The sequence below is a fragment of the Cognatishimia maritima genome (assembly GCF_900129685.1).
Classification (GTDB): domain Bacteria; phylum Pseudomonadota; class Alphaproteobacteria; order Rhodobacterales; family Rhodobacteraceae; genus Cognatishimia; species Cognatishimia maritima.
In genome coordinates, this window is record NZ_FQWM01000001.1 from 802,521 (window position 1) to 820,587 (window position 18,067).

The 18,067-nt window shown below is 57.3% G+C and carries 21 protein-coding genes; 8 read left to right on the forward strand and 13 right to left on the reverse strand.

Features of this window, described 5'->3' with window-relative positions; genetic code table 11:
• Nucleotides 1-63 precede the first annotated feature (63 nt).
• A complete protein-coding gene (gene argF / locus BUA39_RS04205; RefSeq protein ID WP_072791253.1) occupies nucleotides 64-990 on the reverse strand; it encodes an ornithine carbamoyltransferase in 927 nt (308 codons plus the stop codon).
• A complete protein-coding gene (locus tag BUA39_RS04210; protein ID WP_072791255.1) occupies nucleotides 987-2,180 on the reverse strand; it encodes an aspartate aminotransferase family protein in 1,194 nt (397 codons plus the stop codon). Before BUA39_RS04210 ends, argF begins: the two co-directional genes overlap by 4 nt.
• Nucleotides 2,181-2,637: 457 nt before the next feature.
• Here BUA39_RS04210 and BUA39_RS04215 point away from each other — a divergent pair, with 457 nt between their 5' ends.
• Nucleotides 2,638-3,216 carry a GcrA family cell cycle regulator gene (locus tag BUA39_RS04215; RefSeq protein WP_072791257.1) on the forward strand — a complete coding sequence of 193 codons (579 nt, stop codon included), beginning with the start codon at nucleotides 2,638-2,640 and terminating at the stop codon, nucleotides 3,214-3,216.
• 67 nt (nucleotides 3,217-3,283) lie between these two features.
• On the opposite strand, the gene BUA39_RS04220 is transcribed toward BUA39_RS04215, so the two are convergent.
• A complete protein-coding gene (locus BUA39_RS04220) occupies nucleotides 3,284-4,003 on the reverse strand; it encodes a prephenate dehydrogenase/arogenate dehydrogenase family protein (RefSeq protein WP_072791259.1) in 720 nt (239 codons plus the stop codon).
• Between the two features lie 186 nt (nucleotides 4,004-4,189).
• Nucleotides 4,190-6,091, reverse strand: coding sequence for an AsmA family protein (locus BUA39_RS04225; protein ID WP_072791261.1), 1,902 nt, complete (start codon nucleotides 6,089-6,091; stop codon nucleotides 4,190-4,192).
• An 83-nt stretch (nucleotides 6,092-6,174) separates the two neighbouring features.
• Here BUA39_RS04225 and BUA39_RS04230 point away from each other — a divergent pair, with 83 nt between their 5' ends.
• Together BUA39_RS04230 and BUA39_RS04235 are read left to right on the forward strand one after the other, a co-directional pair.
• On the forward strand, nucleotides 6,175-6,570 hold the full coding sequence (locus BUA39_RS04230; RefSeq protein WP_242648531.1) for a diacylglycerol kinase: 396 nt from the start codon (nucleotides 6,175-6,177) through the stop codon (nucleotides 6,568-6,570).
• Nucleotides 6,571-6,640: 70 nt separating this feature from the next.
• A complete protein-coding gene (locus BUA39_RS04235) occupies nucleotides 6,641-7,171 on the forward strand; it encodes a hypothetical protein (RefSeq protein ID WP_072791263.1) in 531 nt (176 codons plus the stop codon).
• Between the two features lie 36 nt (nucleotides 7,172-7,207).
• On the opposite strand, the gene rimO is transcribed toward BUA39_RS04235, so the two are convergent.
• The 6 genes from rimO to BUA39_RS04265 all read right to left on the reverse strand — a co-directional run bounded on the left by rimO (nucleotide 7,208) and on the right by BUA39_RS04265 (nucleotide 11,287).
• Nucleotides 7,208-8,617 (reverse strand): 30S ribosomal protein S12 methylthiotransferase RimO, encoded by a 1,410-nt coding sequence (rimO, locus tag BUA39_RS04240; protein ID WP_072791265.1) that lies wholly within the window; start codon nucleotides 8,615-8,617, stop codon nucleotides 7,208-7,210.
• Between the two features lie 52 nt (nucleotides 8,618-8,669).
• The gene (locus BUA39_RS04245; protein ID WP_072791267.1) at nucleotides 8,670-9,047 is read right to left on the reverse strand and encodes a hypothetical protein; all 378 of its coding nucleotides are present in this window, start codon (nucleotides 9,045-9,047) and stop codon (nucleotides 8,670-8,672) included.
• A gap of 80 nt (nucleotides 9,048-9,127) precedes the next feature.
• Nucleotides 9,128-9,394: a DUF6455 family protein gene (locus tag BUA39_RS04250; RefSeq protein WP_072791269.1), complete on the reverse strand. Its 267-nt coding sequence runs from the start codon at nucleotides 9,392-9,394 to the stop codon at nucleotides 9,128-9,130.
• Between the two features lie 95 nt (nucleotides 9,395-9,489).
• A complete protein-coding gene (locus BUA39_RS04255; RefSeq protein WP_072791271.1) occupies nucleotides 9,490-9,840 on the reverse strand; it encodes a YigZ family protein in 351 nt (116 codons plus the stop codon).
• A complete protein-coding gene (locus BUA39_RS04260; RefSeq protein WP_072791273.1) occupies nucleotides 9,840-10,544 on the reverse strand; it encodes a M48 family metalloprotease in 705 nt (234 codons plus the stop codon). The genes BUA39_RS04255 and BUA39_RS04260 overlap by 1 nt, the downstream gene beginning before the upstream one ends.
• A gap of 32 nt (nucleotides 10,545-10,576) precedes the next feature.
• Entirely contained in the window at nucleotides 10,577-11,287 is a 711-nt protein-coding gene (locus BUA39_RS04265; protein ID WP_072791274.1) for a M48 family metallopeptidase, read from the reverse strand.
• A 154-nt stretch (nucleotides 11,288-11,441) separates the two neighbouring features.
• On the opposite strand from BUA39_RS04265, the gene BUA39_RS04270 reads away from it, so the two are divergent.
• The 3 genes from BUA39_RS04270 (at nucleotide 11,442) to BUA39_RS04280 (ending at nucleotide 13,066) form a co-directional block, all read left to right on the forward strand.
• Nucleotides 11,442-11,681, forward strand: coding sequence for a hypothetical protein (locus BUA39_RS04270; RefSeq protein WP_072791277.1), 240 nt, complete (start codon nucleotides 11,442-11,444; stop codon nucleotides 11,679-11,681).
• 87 nt (nucleotides 11,682-11,768) lie between these two features.
• A complete protein-coding gene (locus tag BUA39_RS04275; protein WP_072791279.1) occupies nucleotides 11,769-12,347 on the forward strand; it encodes a nitroreductase family protein in 579 nt (192 codons plus the stop codon).
• On the forward strand, nucleotides 12,332-13,066 hold the full coding sequence (locus BUA39_RS04280) for an EI24 domain-containing protein (RefSeq protein WP_207546191.1): 735 nt from the start codon (nucleotides 12,332-12,334) through the stop codon (nucleotides 13,064-13,066). The genes BUA39_RS04275 and BUA39_RS04280 overlap by 16 nt, the downstream gene beginning before the upstream one ends.
• A gap of 11 nt (nucleotides 13,067-13,077) precedes the next feature.
• Here the strand turns inward: BUA39_RS04280 and BUA39_RS04285 are convergent, their stop codons facing one another.
• Both BUA39_RS04285 and mce read right to left on the reverse strand, forming a co-directional pair.
• Nucleotides 13,078-13,359, reverse strand: a complete 282-nt coding sequence (locus BUA39_RS04285) for a DUF1467 family protein (protein WP_072791281.1) — start codon at nucleotides 13,357-13,359, stop codon at nucleotides 13,078-13,080.
• A 93-nt stretch (nucleotides 13,360-13,452) separates the two neighbouring features.
• Nucleotides 13,453-13,857 (reverse strand): methylmalonyl-CoA epimerase, encoded by a 405-nt coding sequence (gene mce, locus BUA39_RS04290; RefSeq protein WP_072791283.1) that lies wholly within the window; start codon nucleotides 13,855-13,857, stop codon nucleotides 13,453-13,455.
• A 162-nt stretch (nucleotides 13,858-14,019) separates the two neighbouring features.
• Here mce and BUA39_RS04295 point away from each other — a divergent pair, with 162 nt between their 5' ends.
• A complete protein-coding gene (locus BUA39_RS04295) occupies nucleotides 14,020-14,730 on the forward strand; it encodes a response regulator (RefSeq protein WP_072791285.1) in 711 nt (236 codons plus the stop codon).
• Nucleotides 14,731-14,786: 56 nt separating this feature from the next.
• Here BUA39_RS04295 and aspS read toward each other — a convergent pair whose 3' ends face one another.
• Nucleotides 14,787-16,568 (reverse strand): aspartate--tRNA ligase, encoded by a 1,782-nt coding sequence (gene aspS, locus BUA39_RS04300; RefSeq protein ID WP_072791287.1) that lies wholly within the window; start codon nucleotides 16,566-16,568, stop codon nucleotides 14,787-14,789.
• Between the two features lie 279 nt (nucleotides 16,569-16,847).
• Between aspS and BUA39_RS04305 the strand changes: the two genes are divergently transcribed.
• Nucleotides 16,848-18,062: an SAM-dependent methyltransferase gene (locus tag BUA39_RS04305; protein ID WP_072791737.1), complete on the forward strand. Its 1,215-nt coding sequence runs from the start codon at nucleotides 16,848-16,850 to the stop codon at nucleotides 18,060-18,062.
• Nucleotides 18,063-18,067: the final 5 nt, after the last annotated feature.

Below are 18,067 nucleotides of genomic sequence, written 5' to 3' on the forward strand. Positions count from 1 at the left end.
TTGGTCCCAACACCTTGGGTGTCCGGGGCTAAGCCCCGGCTTAAGTCACCTGGAAAAACGCCGTTACTTACCCAAACACCACCGCATCACAGCTTTTTGGGCGTGCAGGCGGTTTTCGGCCTCATCAAAGATCACCGAATTTGGCCCATCCATGACGGCATTGGTCGCCTCTTCGTCACGGTGCGCAGGCAAGCAGTGCATAAAGAGCGCGTCGGGTTTGGCATGGGCCATCAACTGCTCGTTCACCTGATAGGGGCGCAGTTGATTGTGGCGACGTTCGCGCGCCGATTGCGGGTCATGCATGGAAACCCAAGTGTCCGTCACAACCAGATCCGCACCTTCAACTGCGGCCAACGGGTCGCGCACGATCTCGACATTGCTGCCTTTGGAGCGCGCGAGATCAATGAACTCCTGTTCGGGATCAAGCTGCGGTGGGCCGGTAAAGATCAGATCAAAGCCAAATTGACCCGCCGCATGGGCGAAGCTGGCAAAAACATTATTACCGTCGCCTGACCAAACCACCTTTTTGCCTTTGATCGGACCACGATGTTCTTCGAACGTCAGGATATCCGCCATGATCTGACAGGGGTGGGTGCGGTCGGTCAGACCGTTGATGACCGGCACATCGGAATATTCCGCCAACTCCAGCAGCGTTTGTTCCTCAAATGTGCGGATCATAATCAGATCGACATAACGGCTTAGAACGCGCGCGGTGTCGGCAATGGTTTCGCCATGTCCCAGTTGCATTTCCTTGCCAGACAGCACCATGGTCTGCCCCCCCATTTGACGCACGCCCACGTCAAAAGACACGCGGGTCCGGGTCGAGGGTTTTTCAAAGATCAGCGCCACCATCTGGTCTTTCAGCGGCAGATCGGCATCCAATGTGCCCTTGGATTGGCCAGCACGCGCGTCTTTCATGGCTTTGGCGTTGTCGATAATCGCACGCAGATCCACCGGATCGGTTTTGTGAATATCCAGAAAATGGTTCATTGTGCTTGTCCTTCGAGGGAGTGTTCAACGGCAGTCGCAGCCGCATCGAGCCGCGTCAGGGCCTCGTTGATATCTTCGTCTGTGATGTTCAAAGCCGGGAGCAGGCGAATAACATTGTCCGCCGCCGGAATGGTGATCAGATCGGCATCATATGCAGCCTGCAACACGTTGCCTTGCGGTGCCTTGCATTTCAGCCCCAACATCAACCCAGTCCCGCGCACTGCTTCGAACACGTCAGGATGTGCAGCAACCAGGCCCTCAAGTTTCTGACGTAGCAATCCCGACTTGCGGTTCACCTCTGCCAAAAACGCCGGATCGGCAACGATATCCATCACCGCATTGCCCACGGAACAGGCCAATGGGTTACCGCCGTAGGTCGACCCGTGGGTGCCTGCCACCATACCGCTTGCCGCTTCTTCGGTTGCCAGAACTGCGCCCAGTGGAAAACCCCCGCCGATGCCCTTAGCGACCATCATGATATCGGGCGTGATCCCTGCCCATTCGTGGGCAAACAACTTGCCCGTCCGGCCCACACCACATTGGACCTCGTCCAAGATCAGCAGAACGCCCGCTTCATCACAAATCGCCCGCACCGCGCGCAGGTCGGCGTCTTCCATAGGGCGGATGCCGCCTTCGCCCTGCACAGGTTCCAAGATCACGGCAGCTGTGGTTTCGGTGATCGCCGCCTGCAGCGCATCAAGATCACCCCAAGGCACGTGTTTGAATCCGGGCAATAGAGGACCAAAGCCCTTGGTCATCTTTTCAGAGCCCGCCGCAGCAATGCCTGCAGAACTCCGCCCATGGAACGCACCCTCAAAACCGATGATATCGGTCTTTTCCGGCTGGCCTTTTTCGTACCAATATTTGCGCGCCATTTTCACGGCCAACTCGCAGCTTTCCGTGCCAGAGTTGGTGAAAAACACGGTGTCGGCAAAACTCGCATCCACCAGCTTATCGGCCAATGCCTGCTGTTGTGGGATCTGATACAGGTTAGAGACATGCCAGATCGCATTGGCCTGCGTGGTCAGCGCGTCGACCAAAGCCGGGTGCGCATGACCTAGGACGTTCACCGCGATTCCAGCGCCCATATCAAGAAAACGTCGGCCATCTGCCTCGGTAACCCAGCTGCCTTCGCCTTTGACGAAGTTAAGAGGTGCCCGATTATAAGTCGGCAGAACGGTGGTAATCATGGTCCGGTCCTTGTGGTTAAGCCCAGTTGGAAACAACGGCGTGCAATAGCCGGGCTATCGTGTCAATGAGAGAACTTTGGTTTGCTGCGCATTTGCGCATTTTTTGCAAAATCGATGGGATGATTTCGCAAGATGATGAGTCTCAGGCCTGCAGTCTTGCAGAAAGCTGAGGGTCAGCGTCGGAATCGTCGGATTCGGATATGGCTGGTTTGTGTCATCATAGGGCGCTCTATACGGAGGTTCTTGCGGTCTGAGAAGCTCTTTTTTCATGGAATGCGGCGCGCTGCGCAAAACCGCAGCCACTGCAGGATCGAGAATTCCATCAGATTGAACACCCCCAAACCGAATCTCTGCCTTGTAACTGGCTGTGGGGTGACTAAAATAGGCCCCTGACCGAGATTTATGGAAGCGGACCCTCGTCCAGCCGGGGCGCCGCTTCTTTTGTAAGGAAATAGGCATGTCCTGGACTGACGAGCGCGTAGAGATCCTGAAGAAAATGTGGGGCGAAGGCCAATCCGCAAGCCAGATCGCAAAGGAACTGGGTGGCGTGACCCGCAATGCGGTGATCGGGAAAGTGCACCGTCTGGGCCTTTCCAACCGTGCCGGGTCCGGCGGGGCGAAGGCAGACGCGAAACCTAAAGCAGAGGCCAAACCGAAGCCCGCGCCAAAGCCAAAGGCCGAGCCAAAGGCGAAGCCGATGCCCGAGATGAAGACCGAACCAGCCGTGCCCCCGCGCCCAGCAGGTGCGACCAATCGCAAGGCGATCATCCCAGCTGGCCAACCGCTGCCACCGCAGCCATCAGCGAATGAGATCAGCCCAGAGGCGCTGGCGAAGGTCAACGAAGTTGAGAAGAAAGCCAAGAAGCTGTCTTTGATGGAACTGACCGAACGCACTTGCAAATGGCCTGTCGGTGACCCGGCGACCGAACATTTCTGGTTCTGCGGCCTGCCGGTGCAATCCGGCAAACCTTATTGCGAGGCGCATGTGGGCGTAGCATTCCAGCCCATGTCGTCGCGGCGTGATCGTCGGCGGTAGGAGACACAAACAACTCAATCAAAAAGCCCGGCTTTTGCGCCGGGTTTTTCTTTACCCTCGGCATGCGCTAGACGTCGAACCGCGCTCTTAGGACCTCTGCGCGCTCAAAAAACGTCTCCCGCACTTTGGCGGCAAAGGGATTGGCTGTCTCTATCGCGTTCAATACTGTTGGTGGGTCGTCTTTCACCATTTCGACTGCCCGCGCGATCAGATCGAAACTGGCCGTGGTCATCCGCGTGGGCAGCGGCCCCATGTCACCCATGACCTTGGCAATCAGATGCGTCAGCCCCTGCACCATGGCAGCCTCTCGGTCGTGATCTTCGGGCAAACAGGTGATCACGTTCAGCTTCAGGCGGCGGCGCAGAAATATACCAATCTCGCGCCACGCCTCTCCGCGCACCGGACAGAGCGACAGCTTGTGTCCAGCAATGCCCTCTGCCGCGCTTTGCGGCCCAAACAAGGGATGCGTGCCCACGATCTGCACGTGATCCGGCAGGCATTCGACCATATCTGCAATCGGGGCGAGTTTCACAGAGCCGACATCCACCACCACTGCACCGGGCCGCAGAAACCCTGCAATGTCCTCGCAGATCGTGCGGATTTCAGCGACAGGTACGGCCAGAATGATGACGTCACATTGCGCGGCTTCCGCAAGGCTTACACCGCCGAGAACCGAGATATAGGGATCATGGATGCGCAGAGCCACATGCGGTGCCAGATGCGCCGCGATCAATTGGCCAAAGCCGCCAAATCCAAATAGTCCAACAGTTGTCTTTTCATCAGACATCGCTCGGTCCTTTGTCAGAGCCGCGAGCCGATGCGAAATGTCTTGGAAAGTTGTGTGATCCACCGGCCAGCGGCGGTCACGTCAAAAGCCCCGCCGTTATTTCGGCAGGGGATAATAGGTTACAAAGATGGTTGTCATCCGTGTCATGGCCCGTTTGGTGCCACCCATGGCGGCACCCGTCAAGCCTTAGTTTTTGCCCAGAAGCTTTAGCAGTTGCTTTGCGGCCTCTTCTTCGAGCTTCTTTTTGGCCGCATCTTCAAGGGATTGCCCTTCTTCTGCCTTAACGCCCAATTTGTCCGCCACCGTCTGCTTGGCCTTCTCGCGCAGTTCCTTACGCTCTTCTTTCAGGTTTTGGTTCGCCACGGCTTCAAGGTCTGGCCAAATCTTGGGACCGGCCCACGGCCCTTTGACGCGAACAGGAATGGCCAGGCCAGTGTCGGTTGCATTCTTGATCTGCGGCGTAAACGTGTAGTCAATGGTCTGGGCACCCAGGCCCACGGCCCCTGCCCCCTTGGCCTGCACCTTTGGCAGGTCCATCAGAAGGTCCTCGTTTTTCAACACGCCGTCAGCAATCGTCCATGTGGCAACCATATTGTCAAAAACAGTGGTGCCCCCGGTCGGTGTGCCCCGGAACAGTTTATCAAGATCAATGCCTGAAATCGTGCCAGTCCCGACACTGACCAAACCGTCGCCTTGAAGCGAGTTCATGATGGCATGCAACGACTGCCCCGCCGCCAAAAACCCGATCTGCGCGTCGGCTTTGCCGGTAAAGCGGTCAACCTCGGCAAAATCAGTCAACAGACCTTTCAATTCCATCCCTGAAACATTCAGCTTGCCCCCAACCGACAGCCCGCTGCGGTTGTTGGCCACGAATTGGCCTGTGATCTCTCCATCATAGCCGCTGAGTTGCTGCAAGGTCGCCACGGCGCGCGCATTGTCGACCTCGACAGACAAGCGAGATGCGCCAAAGGAAAGCGTCCCGGTTTCAATCGCATTGGCGCTGATGGCGATGGTGCCGTCAAAAAGACCCAGCGCGCTGACATCAATTGGCGCTTTGGACCATTCACTGCTCCCAGCGTCATCCGCCGCACCCGCGTCCGTGCCGGTGAGCGCCTCCAGATTGATTGTGCCCGCGCGCAAATTGGCTGTCACAACGGGTTTGCCGGACAGATCGACATCTGCATCCAGATCAACGGCATTGCCAAGAGCCGCGACCTTGGCGTTGCGCAGGCTGAACAACATCTCTTTGGTCAAGGTTATGTCGCCAGAAAACTCGGTCGCAGGGGTGCCTTGGGACGGGATGCCAAGTGCGGCAAGGAACCGGTCAGGTTTTGGCAAATCCAATGCAGCGAAGCCCTGCAGCTCTGGCACAATCGAGGCGCGGCCATCAAACGACACGCTGTTCCCGGCCGCTTCGATCTTGGCGATCACGCTGGTGACATCCCCGGCCATCAGCCCATCAAGATCACCGACCGACGCCACCAAAGAGACAGGATCGGACACAGGCGTTGCGGTCACGGTGATCTCCGCGCCTTCGCCGCCCCAATCAAGTGCGGCCGAAACCGCCGACAGCGCCAATCGTTCTTGGCCATTCTCACGGTAGCGGATCGAGGCATCGGTGACGGTCAGCTTCTCAAGAGTGAAACCCGCAACTGCGTCCGTGGCCGCATTGTCGCCGTCAGTTGCCTCTGCACTTTCACCTGGCGGGAAAAGGTCCCAGTTCGCGTGGTTTTCGCTGTCGGTTTCCAAAAGGATGGTCGGGCTGTCCAACTCGATATGTTTGATCTGGATGCCACCGCCCAGCAGGGCCATCATGTCCAAGCCGACCCGCGCGGATTGTGCTTGAAACATTGGGCCATTTTCCGACCAATCCGCATTGCCCAAAGCAACGGCGCCGGTATCAACACCAAGCGTCGGGAAAAAACTAAAAGTCACGTCGCCATCAAAGACCAAGTCACGCCCGGTCTGTGCTTTAACCTGATCCGCAGCAAGGTTTGCGATCTTTTCCCCGGGTAGGACAAAAATCAGACCAACCAGGGTCACAAAAAGAACGACAACAACCGACAACAAAACCTTGAGAAGACGCACGCTGATTTCCTTTCTTGCCCTACATTTCAAGACGTATGCGCTTCGGTTCTATGTCGCAAGACACAGTTTCTGGCGTCCCTTAAATGCAACGGGTTGATCACACCCGCAAAGACCCGCAATGTGCGCCCATGATTATCTTTATTCAGCGGCTCAAGCTGCGCATTCTCTGGAGTTGGCAAGGCTGGTCCGCCGCTTGGCGCGAGGAGTATTCGCTGCGCAGTTGGGTCTGGTCTTACTTGATCTCTGTCTTGTTGGCCTTTTGGTTGCCACTCAGCGTGGCGGAGCGCGCGCTCTTGTTGGCGCTTGGTCTGCTGGTGATTGCAGCAGAATTGTTCAACACAGCGATTGAACGCACCGTTGATCGGATTTCCAAAGAAATGCACCCGCTGTCCGGTGCCGCCAAAGACGCGGCCAGTGCTGCCGTGGCTGTCACCGCTATTGCAGCCGGGCTTGCTTGGGTGGTGATCTTGATCGGCTAAGCGCGCAGGAATGTGATTTGGGCGGCTGTCCAAACATAGATAGGCTGATGGCGCCAAACCGGAGCGCCACATGAAATGCCTACGCCAGATCGCGACCTTAGTAAGCCTTGGCTTTGCCGCCCCAGCAAGCGCTGAGAGCTGCCAAACGCTGGAGGACCTCCACGCGGGGCAAACCGCACGCGAACTGGCTGGGATTGTGCGCGATTGCGTCGCGCAAGAACGCAATGAAAACGCGATAGAAATGTTCTGGGCCTACTCCAACTTTAGCCTGTTTGACCAACAGCGCGTTTGGGACGAAAGCGCCCATGTCGCGGTTCAGGAACTGCATGTTTGGATATTTTCCGGCTATTCCTTTGACACGATCAACGCGTTGAAAGCGGTGATCGCCCGCCTCAGAGAACCAAACAGCGCCTTTCTGGCCGAGACCTGCAAGGCCGTCGCGAAAGCTGGTCCGCCAGATTACCGCCCGACCTATATGATCACACGTGGCCTGATGCCCCGAAAGTCCGACGACGACTGGCTGACCGAAGGATTTGATGCAGACGCCGCATGGCAAAAGGCGCTGGTAGAGATCAATGGCTGCCCAGAGGGGACACTCTAGTCACTAGGGCTCGGCTTTGCCGGGCAATCTATGACATCAGCGGATCAGCCGTCCCCACAGGTCATATTCCCCAGCTTCATCAACCTCAACCGTCACCAAGTCGCCGACAAACAGCCCTTCTGTGCCCTCGTCGATAAAGAGGTTGCCGTCGATTTCTGGCGCGTCAGCCTTGGTTCGACAGGTGGCAATACCGTCCTCGTCGATGTCATCCACGATGACCTGCTGCAGACTGCCAACTTTGGCGGCCAATTTAGCTTCGGAAATGGCCTGCGCCTTTTGCATGAAGCGGTCCCAACGATCCTGTTTGACCTCAGGGACAACATGATCCGGCAGATCATTTGACCGCGCGCCGTCGACGTTTTCGTACTGAAAGCATCCGACCCGGTCGAGTTGCGCTTCATCCATCCAATCCAACAGATGCTGGAATTCAGCCTCTGTTTCGCCGGGGTAGCCAACAATGAAGGTCGAGCGCAGGGTGATGTCGGGGCAAATCTCGCGCCAGCGGGCGATCTCATCCAGCGTCTTTGCCGTATGCGCCGGGCGCGCCATGCGTTTCAGCGTGTCGGGGTGGCTGTGCTGAAACGGAATATCCAAATAGGGCAGGATCAGCCCCTCAGCCATCAGCGGGATCAACTCTCGCACATGCGGATACGGATAAACGTAATGCAGCCGCACCCAAAGATCTCGCCCTGCCCCAAGCTGCCCCAATTCACGCGCGAGATCGGTGATATGGCTGCGCACTTCGCGATCTTTCCAAGGGTGGGTGGAATATTTGCGGTCCAGCCCATAGGCCGAGGTATCTTGGCTGATCACCAAGAGTTCCTTGACGCCCGCATCCACCAGCTTCTCGGCCTCACGCAGCACCGCATGCACCGGGCGGCTTGCGAGCCTGCCGCGCATATCCGGGATGATGCAGAATTTGCACTTGTGATTGCAGCCTTCGGAGATTTTCAAATAGCTGAAATGGCGTGGGGTCAGCTTCACGCCAGAGGACGGCAGCAAATCAACAAATGGGTTCGGCGACGGGGGGACGGCCCCATGCACGGCGTCCAACACCTGTTCGTACTGGTGCGGGCCTGTGACGGCGAGGATTTTGGGGTGATGTTCGCGAATATAGTCAGGCTCCGCGCCCAGACAGCCGGTCACGATCACCTTGCCGTTTTCCTTCAGCGCTTCGCCGATGGCGTCAAGGCTTTCCGCCTTGGCTGAATCCAGGAAACCGCAGGTGTTCACGATCACCGCGTCGGCACCTGTATACTCTGGTGAAATGCCATAGCCCTCTGCCCGCAGCCGCGTCAGGATGCGTTCGCTATCCACCAATGCCTTGGGGCAGCCCAAAGAGACCATGCCAATGGTTGGCTGGCCCTCGCGGAGCGGGTGGCTTGGATCGGAGCTGACCTGCGCGTTGGCAAGGTCCGGGCGGAGGTTTGGCGGATTGCTAGACATGCCCGGCGCTATAGCTTGTTGCGCGGGGTTTGGGAATTGCCGATTTCGCAGATCAGGTTTCGGGATAGGCCGCTGCGCATTGCGCCAATGCGGCACTATTGGCGCGCTCTTCCTGCGCAAGCCGCCGCTTGGCCGAGGCCAATTTGCGCGCTTCTTCTTCCAGATCGATGGCCACGGGCACGGTTTTGGTCTGATGTTCCGTTCTCAGGCACGACTGGACATTGCCGCCACCAGTGCAAAGACCATAGCGCAGGCGTGGCGTCACATCTTCGCGTAGGGCATAGCCGCGCGCGATATTGCCCTCGCTGATCGCAATTGCTTGTTTAAGTTGGGTAATATCCCGATCCACGCGCGCTTCACATTGTTCGCGCGGCGTCGCGCATGCGCCCAAAACAATCAGGGCAGCACCCCATACATATGCATGTCTCATGTCAGTCCTTCCACGACACAGAATGCATCCCCGCCGCAAGCTTAGCGGTTTTTGCCACCGCCTGCCAGTGCGTCGAACTTTCAGACCTTCGCAAACAGCGCTTGGTTCCGACAATACTCATAAGGTTGCTGCAGATCTTCTTCGCTTGGCAAACGCGCGGCGCAATCCTCGGCCTTCGTGCAGGCAGAACAGCGATAGACACCTGCCACCAGTTGATCAGCGGTGATGTCACCGTCGATCACGGCACCTTCCAGCCTTTTTCCCAGTTTTTCCGCCATCATATCAAAGAGATAGACATGTGACTTAAGGGGCGTTTGTGGTGACTTGTCGGTCTTTGGCTTGTTCATCGGCGCACTCCTTCTCCCGGAATGAGCATACGCCAGCACCGCAGAGCAGACCTTGATCTGTATCAAGCGCGGTTTTTGACACCCTCTGACCGCCCTCAGGCGGTCTCCAGATACGCATTCACGCAGTCTTGCACGCGACGAAAGCGATCTCCGCCCAATTTGGTGCCGCCATACCAGCGCGTCACGACGATCAAGTGATCCTGCACCTCGGCCCGTTCCAGCATCCTGACGATCACCATCCCCGCGCCGCTTTCACCGTCATCGCCTTTGATCGGGGTCCCGTCCGACAGGATCGCCGCCCAGGTGTTATGCGTCGCCTTGGCGAACTTCTTGTCTTTTTTCAACAATTTAAGCGCGGCATCAATATCTTCGCGGCTTTGCACCGGACAGCCGGTGACCGCGTATTTACTGCCGCGATCACTGACAACATTTAGGATTTGCCGCATCAAAGCTGCGCCGCTGTGCGCCGGACAGTGTCGATACGTTGCCCGTTTGGCGGGTGGCTTCCGAGGAAGCGATCACCGGGATCGGGAATGCGTTGGAAGAACGCTGCACCGCGGACTGGATCATACCCAGCGGCATGGGTGATGCGTGTGCCCAAAGCGTCGGCTTCCAATTCGTGATCCTTGGAATAAACCCGCGCGCCGACACTCCCCCCAACATCAAGGCCGACATCAACGGCTGTTTCTCCGCCGCCCAGCAAGACGGCCAGACCGCCGCCCACCAAGGCCCCAATGGTTGCGTTTTGCCGCGCCTCGGCAAGGTGGCCTTCGATATGGTGCGCGGCCTCGTGGCCCAGAACAAATGCCAGTTCGTGGTCGTTTTCAAAGTCCTTAAGGATTGCCGCTGTGAAGGTCAGAACCGGGCGACCGTTCGCATCCAGAGATTGGTAGGCATTGGATGGCTTGCGCGGATCACGGTCCAACGTGATCAGGAAATCACAGTTCACACCAGAACGCACACGTTGCCGGCAGGCCTGTTCGGCAATCGGCTCCATATTGGCAACCACCCGACTATAGCGCTGAACCGCAGGGTCATTTGCGCTTAGGGGTGTTGGCGCGCTTGTTGATGTTGGTGCGGTGCCCGTTGTTTCAATACAGCCAGCAACAGCCAGTAGAGCACCAAAGACAGCCAATTGTGTTTGCTTCATCGTGACCTCATTTTTACCGGTAGGGAATATATTTAGGGAGCCGCAGGCAAAACTGCCAGCGCGGTCTCTGGCAACAAACCGCGCAAGTCGGCTTTGCGCACAGCCGCACGACGTTCTGCGGTGGAGGGATGAGAGTTCAGGGCATGATTGCCGGGATCGGGAATGCGATCAAAGAACGCGACGGCGCGCAACGGGTCAAACCCCGCACGGCGCAGGATGATGGCACCCAGCGCATCCGCCTCAAGCTCGTATTCCTGTGCGAAGAGCCGCGCGCCCACAAAGGCCCCGACTTCTCTGGCTTCGCGTACGGTTGGCCCATCTGCCCCCTCGCGGCGGGCCGCCTCTCCGAGTGCGTTGGACGCCTGCACGGAATCCGCTTTCTGGCGCGCTAGATGATTTAGGATGTGATGCGCCGCCTCATGGGCAAGGATCAGTGCCAATTCGTCTTCATTCCGGGTTTCGGCCACAAGATCCGTGGTGATGACCACAAAGGGTCGCCCAAGCGCATCGATCGATTGAAAGGCATTTGCGGTGCCATCTTCGGCCTCGGCCACATAAAGTCGAATGCGGCAGTTTTTGACCACCGCGACTTCAAGGCAAGTGTTCTGCACAACGGGCGCAAGCCGGTTCACAACGTCGCCAAAGCCATCTGCTGGCGGTTCAAGTTCAGTCTGAGGCGACGGAACACCGCAGGCAGAAAGCCCTAAAAATAACAACAGGATACCTGCCCGAACACCAACCATCACCGCTCCTTCCGAAGCAGATTACTGTGATTGCAACATTCACTAAAGTGATAATCGCGGGCGCTTTGTCACATTCTCTGCAAAGCAGCGCGATCTGCGCGCAAAGGCGCGCTTTCTGGCTTGTTCTTTCCGCATCCTGCGCTAGGCTGAAACCATGTTCAGCATCGAGCACGAATTTGACTCCACCGTCGTAACGCTTGTCGATGAAGGCGCAGCCCATCTGCAAGAAGACATTTCCATTAACCTCTTTGAGGACTGCATCACGATAGAGCAGCTCGATCCGCGCACTGAAACGGTGCAAAAGATCACGCTATCGCTGTCGCAGGCCGAAGATTTGGCTGCCGCCTTGGACTTGCCAGAGGGTGTCTACCGGATCGACCGCGACGACAAATAGCTGGGCATTTGTCCTAGAAATCTCCGCTTACTGGTTGAAATTCCTGTGTGTTCAGCAGACATGGGGAACAACCGACAGGAGACCCCGATGCCCGACCGCAATGATGCCGCGCTGGAGTTTTTGCTCAGCCGCCGCTCTCGTCCCGCAAAGACGCTGACCACACCCATTCCGACACAGGCGGACCTCGCCCCTATCTTTGAGGCTGCTCTGCGCACGCCCGACCATGGCAAGTTGGAGCCTTGGCGATTGATCGTCCTGGGGCGTGAGGCTTTGAAGGGCTTGGGCACATTGGCAGGCGAACGCGCAGCAGCGCTAGGTTTGGATGAGGTCCAGACGGAGAAAGGGCGCAACCAGTTTGACACCGGCAATCTGGCGGTTGTTGTCGTTGAAAGCCCGGTCGACAGCCCTAAGGTGCCCGCGATCGAACAAACCTATTCGGCGGGCGCGGTGTGCCTGTCGCTTTTGAATGCGGCGCTTGCTGCCGGTTGGGGAGCCAACTGGCTGACGGGCTGGCCTGCGCATGATCGCGCATTTGTGGAAACGGGCCTTGGCCTAGCGTCCCATGAATCCGTTGTTGGCATCGTGCATATCGGCACAGAGAAATTCGCCCCGCCAGAACGACCACGCCCCAATGTCGAGGAGAAGGTCACATGGCGCTTGGCGTGATCTTCTCGTCCTTTATCAAGGCTGTGAACCAAATGCTGGACCTGCGGTTTCGCAAGGTCTTTTGGCGCGGGATTGGATTGACGCTGGGGCTGCTGTTTGTGGCCTATTTGCTGTTCGTTGGCCTTTTGAACTGGGTTGGCCTGCCAGAGCTTTTGGCAGATTGGTTCGGGGAAAGCGCATGGATTGGTGCCTCTATTGGCATCGGGTCGCTGATCATGATGATGATCGCGTCTGTCTTTCTGATGGTGCCCGTTGCCTCGGCCATCACGTCGATGTTTTTGGATCAGGTCGCTGACGCTGTCGAAGATCGTCATTACCCGACGCTTCCCGCCGCCAAGAATCCCGGCATATTGGAAGGCGTCATCGATACTTTCAGTTTTCTTGGCTTGATGATCATCGCCAACATATTGGCATTGCTGATTTATTTCGGACTTCCGCCACTTGCGCCCTTTGTGTTCTGGGGCTTAAACGGTTTCTTGCTCGGTCGCGAATATTTCACGCTTGTGGCCATGCGCCGCGTTGGACGTAAGGGCGCAAAGGCGCTGCGCCGCGAACATTTTCCTACGATTTGGGCGGCGGGCGTTCTGATGGCGATGCCGCTATCGATCCCGGTGATCAACCTGCTGGTGCCGATCCTAGGGGCCGCGACCTTTACGCATGTCTACCACCGGCTCACGGCGCGCAGCGTAGCATCGCAAAGGTTCGCGGATCACCTTTGATGATGGTTGGGTTATTCTGACCCGACCGGCGGCAAACGGTCCATCCAGTCGAAATCGCGCACTTCGATAATGCCTTGGCTGATGATCCAATAAAGGATCGCCCAGATCACCGCAGCAACACCCGTGGTGATCCACGCCTTTTTCTTGAGGTAGTGATGCTCTGGCGCGCCGGCCTGTGTGCCCGGTACGATTTTCCCGACGTCCCCCTGCGTTTGCAGGCGGATCGGAATGACCACCAGAAATGTCATAAACCAGCAAACGGCGTACAAAACGATCGCAGATGTGATGGACATGGGCGCTCCTAATCAATGACAGACTACCTAAATCGCCAAAGCCGCCCCGACAAGGGCGGCTTCTTTCAATTTAAGGCGAAGACCTGCGGCGAATTAGACCTGCTCTAGCTCAACCAGACAACCGTTGAAGTCCTTCGGATGCAGGAACAACACAGGCTTGCCATGCGCGCCGATTTTCGGCTCTCCGCTGCCCAGAACCCGTGCGCCCGTTGCTTTCAGATGGTCGCGCGCGGCAAGGATATCCTCGACTTCATAGCAGACGTGATGGATGCCGCCCGACGGGTTTTTATCCAGAAATCCTTGGATCGGGCTGTTTTCGCCCAGCGGATACAGCAATTCGATTTTGGTGTTGGGCAGTTCGATGAAAATCACGGTCACGCCGTGATCCGGTTCATCCTGTGGTGCGCCAACGTTTGCGCCCAGCGCGTTGCGGTATTGGTCTGCGGCGGCCTCCAGATCGGGCACGGCAATCGCAACATGGTTCAATTTGCCAATCATTGGCGTCTCCTCAGCGTTTTTAAGTGAGGCTGTTATGGGGGAGGTCACAGCGCCTGACAAGCGACAGGCGGTCGCGGGGTTAACGACATATTAGCTAACTTGCGAATAACGTAGCGTCGCCCCCGCCAAAGCCACCCCCCCCCCCGCGCAGGAGGAGCGCCGATGGACGAATTTTCAGGCCACCTGACAACCCCGACAGCCGATCGGCCCCTGATGGGCATGACGGTTCTGGTTGTCGAAGACAGCCGATATGCAAGCGATGCCCTGCGCTTGATGTGCCTGAAAAGCGGCGCGCGCATTCGACGCGCTGATTGCCTCGCCTCTGCCCACCGGCATTTGCGGGTCTATCGGCCTTCGGTTGCGATTATTGATCTGGGGCTGCCCGATGGCTCTGGCCTTGCGCTGATCCGGGAACTGAACGCAGCCTCACCACGCGTTGAGGCGCTGCTGGCCATGTCCGGCGACGCCCATCTTGGTCCTGCGGCCCGCGCGGCAGGGGCTGATCGGTTCTTGGCAAAACCCCTGATGTCACTCGCAGCGTTTCAGCAAGCGGTTTTAGGGGTTCTGCCGCGCGACAAGCAGCCTGACGTCTTACGAGCCCTGCCGGTCAGCAAGATTGTCCCCGACCATATCGCGTTTCTGGATGACCTCAGCCATGCCGCCGACTTGTTAATTGGCACGCCAGACCGGGCCACGCTGTCCTATGTCGCGCAGTTTCTGTCGGGAGTCGCCCGCAGTGCCGGAGACACAGCCCTGATCCGCTCCACAGATCACCTGCTAAGTGCGCTTTACAAAAACAAGGAGAGTGCACCCCATCTGGCGCTGTTGACCACCCTTCTGTCCGGACATTTGGACAAGCGGGAGGCTGTGTAGCAAGCACGAAAAAAGGGGCCGAAGCCCCCTTTTCCAAATCGTCGATTGCACTGAAATTAATCCTGCGGGATGACACGCAGGCCCAGTTCCATCAGCTGGTCACTGGTTGGGTCGCTTGGCGCGTTCATCATCAGGTCTTCGGCGCGCTGGTTCATCGGGAACATGACCACTTCGCGGATGTTCTGCTGATCTGCTAGCAGCATAACGATACGGTCCACACCTGCAGCACAGCCCGCGTGAGGTGGCGCGCCGTATTGGAAGGCATTCACAAGCGCACCAAAACGTTTGCGCACTTCGTCCTCGCCATATCCCGCGATTTCAAAGGCTTTGAACATGATCTCTGGCTTGTGGTTCCGCACCGCACCAGACACGAGTTCATAGCCATTGCAGGCCAGATCGTACTGAAAACCTTTGACCTCAAGCGGGTCACCCAACAGTGCGTCCATCCCACCTTGCGGCATCGAGAACGGGTTGTGTTCAAAGTCGATCTTGCCGGTTTCTTCGTCCTGTTCGTAGATCGGGAAGTCGACGATCCAAGCGAACGCAAAACGGTCTTTGTCGATCAGGCCAAGTTCTTCGCCAATCACATCACGCGCCTTGCCCGCAACCTTTTCAAAGGACTTCGGTTTGCCGCCAAGGAAGAAGGCCGCATCGCCAACGCCCAGACCAAGTTGTTGACGGATCGCTTCGGTGCGTTCTGGTCCAATGTTTTTGGCAAGTGGACCGGCAGCTTCAATGCCTTCGCCCTGATCGCGCCAGAAGATATACCCCATGCCCGGCAGACCTTCTTGCTGGGCGAACTTATTCATCCGGTCGCAGAACTTACGCGAACCACCCGTTGGCGCCGGGATCGCACGAATTTGGGTGCCTTCTTGTTCCAGCAGCTTCGCAAAGATCGCAAACCCAGACCCCGCGAAATGTTCAGAGACAACCTGCATCTCAATCGGGTTGCGCAGGTCTGGCTTGTCAGTGCCATATTTCAGCGCGGCATCTTTGTAGGAAATCTGCGGCCATTCGTTTGGCGCGTCCACTTTGCGGCCCCCGCCGAATTCTTCGAACACACCCGCCAGAACCGGTGCGATGGTGTCAAAGACGTCCTGCTGTTCGACAAAGCTCATTTCCATGTCGAGCTGGTAGAAGTCGGTCGGGGACCGGTCCGCACGCGGATCTTCGTCACGGAAGCACGGCGCGATTTGGAAATACTTGTCAAAGCCCGCAACCATCATCAGCTGTTTGAACTGCTGCGGGGCTTGTGGCAGGGCATAGAATTTGCCCGGATGCAGACGAGACGGCACGAGGAAGTCGCGCGCGCCTTCCGGCGAAGACGCGGTGATGATCGGCGTTTGGTACTCGCGGAAGTTCAGATCCCACATGCGTTTGCGCATGGACATCACAACGTCAGAGCGCAGCTTCATGTTTTCCTGCATCTGTTCGCGACGCAGGTCCAAGAAGCGGTACTTCAGACGGGTTTCTTCCGGGTATTCCTGATCGCCAAAAACCATCAGCGGCAGTTCTTCGGATGTGCCCAGAACCTCTAGATCACGAATGAAAACTTCGATTTCACCGGTCGGCAGGTTTTTGTTCACAAGGCTTTCGTCACGCGCCAGCACATTGCCGTCGATGCGGATACACCATTCGGAACGCACTTTTTCCAGCGCAGCAAACACCGGGCTGTCGCCATCTGCAATCACCTGGGTCACGCCGTAGTGGTCGCGCAGGTCGATGAACAGAACGCCGCCGTGATCTCGGACGCGGTGGACCCAGCCCGCAAGACGCACGGTCTCACCTACGTTGGATTTGGTCAGCGCGGCGCAGGTGTGGCTGCGGTATGCGTGCATGGAATCTGCCATTCGTCTAGGCCTTTCGTCGGGCATGTCTTAGGGCGCACTAAATGCGCGCAAAATCAGTCTGGAGTGATACACCGTTTGTAGGTCGGGAAGTCAAGCCGGAAGTCACCTTTGTGCCGCCCAGACCCCAGTCAGGACGCTGCCTTTTGAGCCAAATCAAGGCCCCCCATACTGCCTAGGCGGGAAAAACTTTACAAAGCCGCCGTGTTTCTTGCAGAATTTGGTCAGGGAGAGCCAGCATTTCCCGCTGGCGACAGCATGGGGGAAGGTATGTGGACGACCTTATTCCTAAGGATGATGCGCCAGCTGATCAAACGCGGCGCGCTTGAAATCACAATGCCTGACGGATCGGTTGAACGCTTTGGCAGCGGTGACCCGATCCGGATCAAAATGACCGATCCCAGCCTGCCCAGACGTATCGTCCTAAGCCCTGAACTGGCGGTGGGCGAAGGGTATATGGATGGCACGCTGACGATTGAAGATGATGACCTTTATGGGTTCTTAGCGCTTGGGATACGGAACTTTTCGCTGGGCCAAGGACACGGCGTGGAGCGCCACATCAGCCCGTGGTTACGCCGGTTTCAGCAGTTCAATCCGGTGGGGCGTGCCAAAGACAATGTCGCACATCACTATGACCTGTCGGGCAGGCTTTATGACCTCTTTCTGGATCAGGACAAACAATACAGCTGCGCCTATTTCACGGATCCCAACATGTCATTGGAAGCCGCGCAACTGGCCAAGAAACGGCATATCGCCAACAAGCTGTTGATCGAGCCGGATATGCAAGTGCTGGATATAGGCTGTGGTTGGGGCGGAATGGCGCTGACCTTGGCGCAAGAATATGGCGCGCGGGTCACGGGTGTGACCCTCTCAGAAGAACAGCACGCCGTGGCGGTCCAGCGCGTCAAAGACGCGGGGCTAGAAGACCGCATTGATATTCGACTGCAGGATTACCGCGAACTCGATAAGCGATTTGATCGCATAGTGTCTGTGGGCATGTTTGAACATGTGGGCGTGCCGCATTACCGAGAATATTTTGACCATGTCCGCAAGAAGCTGACGAAGAACGGGGTGGCGTTGATCCACACCATCGGCCGTGCCTCTCCGCCCAGCCGGACCAGCCCTTGGGTGAACAAATACATCTTTCCCGGCGGCTATGTCCCCGCCATGTCAGAGGCGCTACAAGCGATTGAAAAAGAGCGGCTATGGGTGACGGATGTTGAGGTTTGGCGTTTGCATTACGCAGAGACGCTGAAACACTGGCATGATCGTTTTATGGCCCACATCGAAGAGGCGCGCGATCTTTATGATGACCGCTTTTGCCGCATGTGGCGGTTTTACCTTGTCGCCAGCGAACTCACATTCCGCCTGCATCGCCAGTGTGTGTTTCAGTTCCAGCTGTCTCGCAAACAGGAAAGCGTGCCCTTGACGCGGGACTACCTTTATCACGAGGCAAGTCAACAGCACCGGGAGGCGGCGCAATAGAGCAA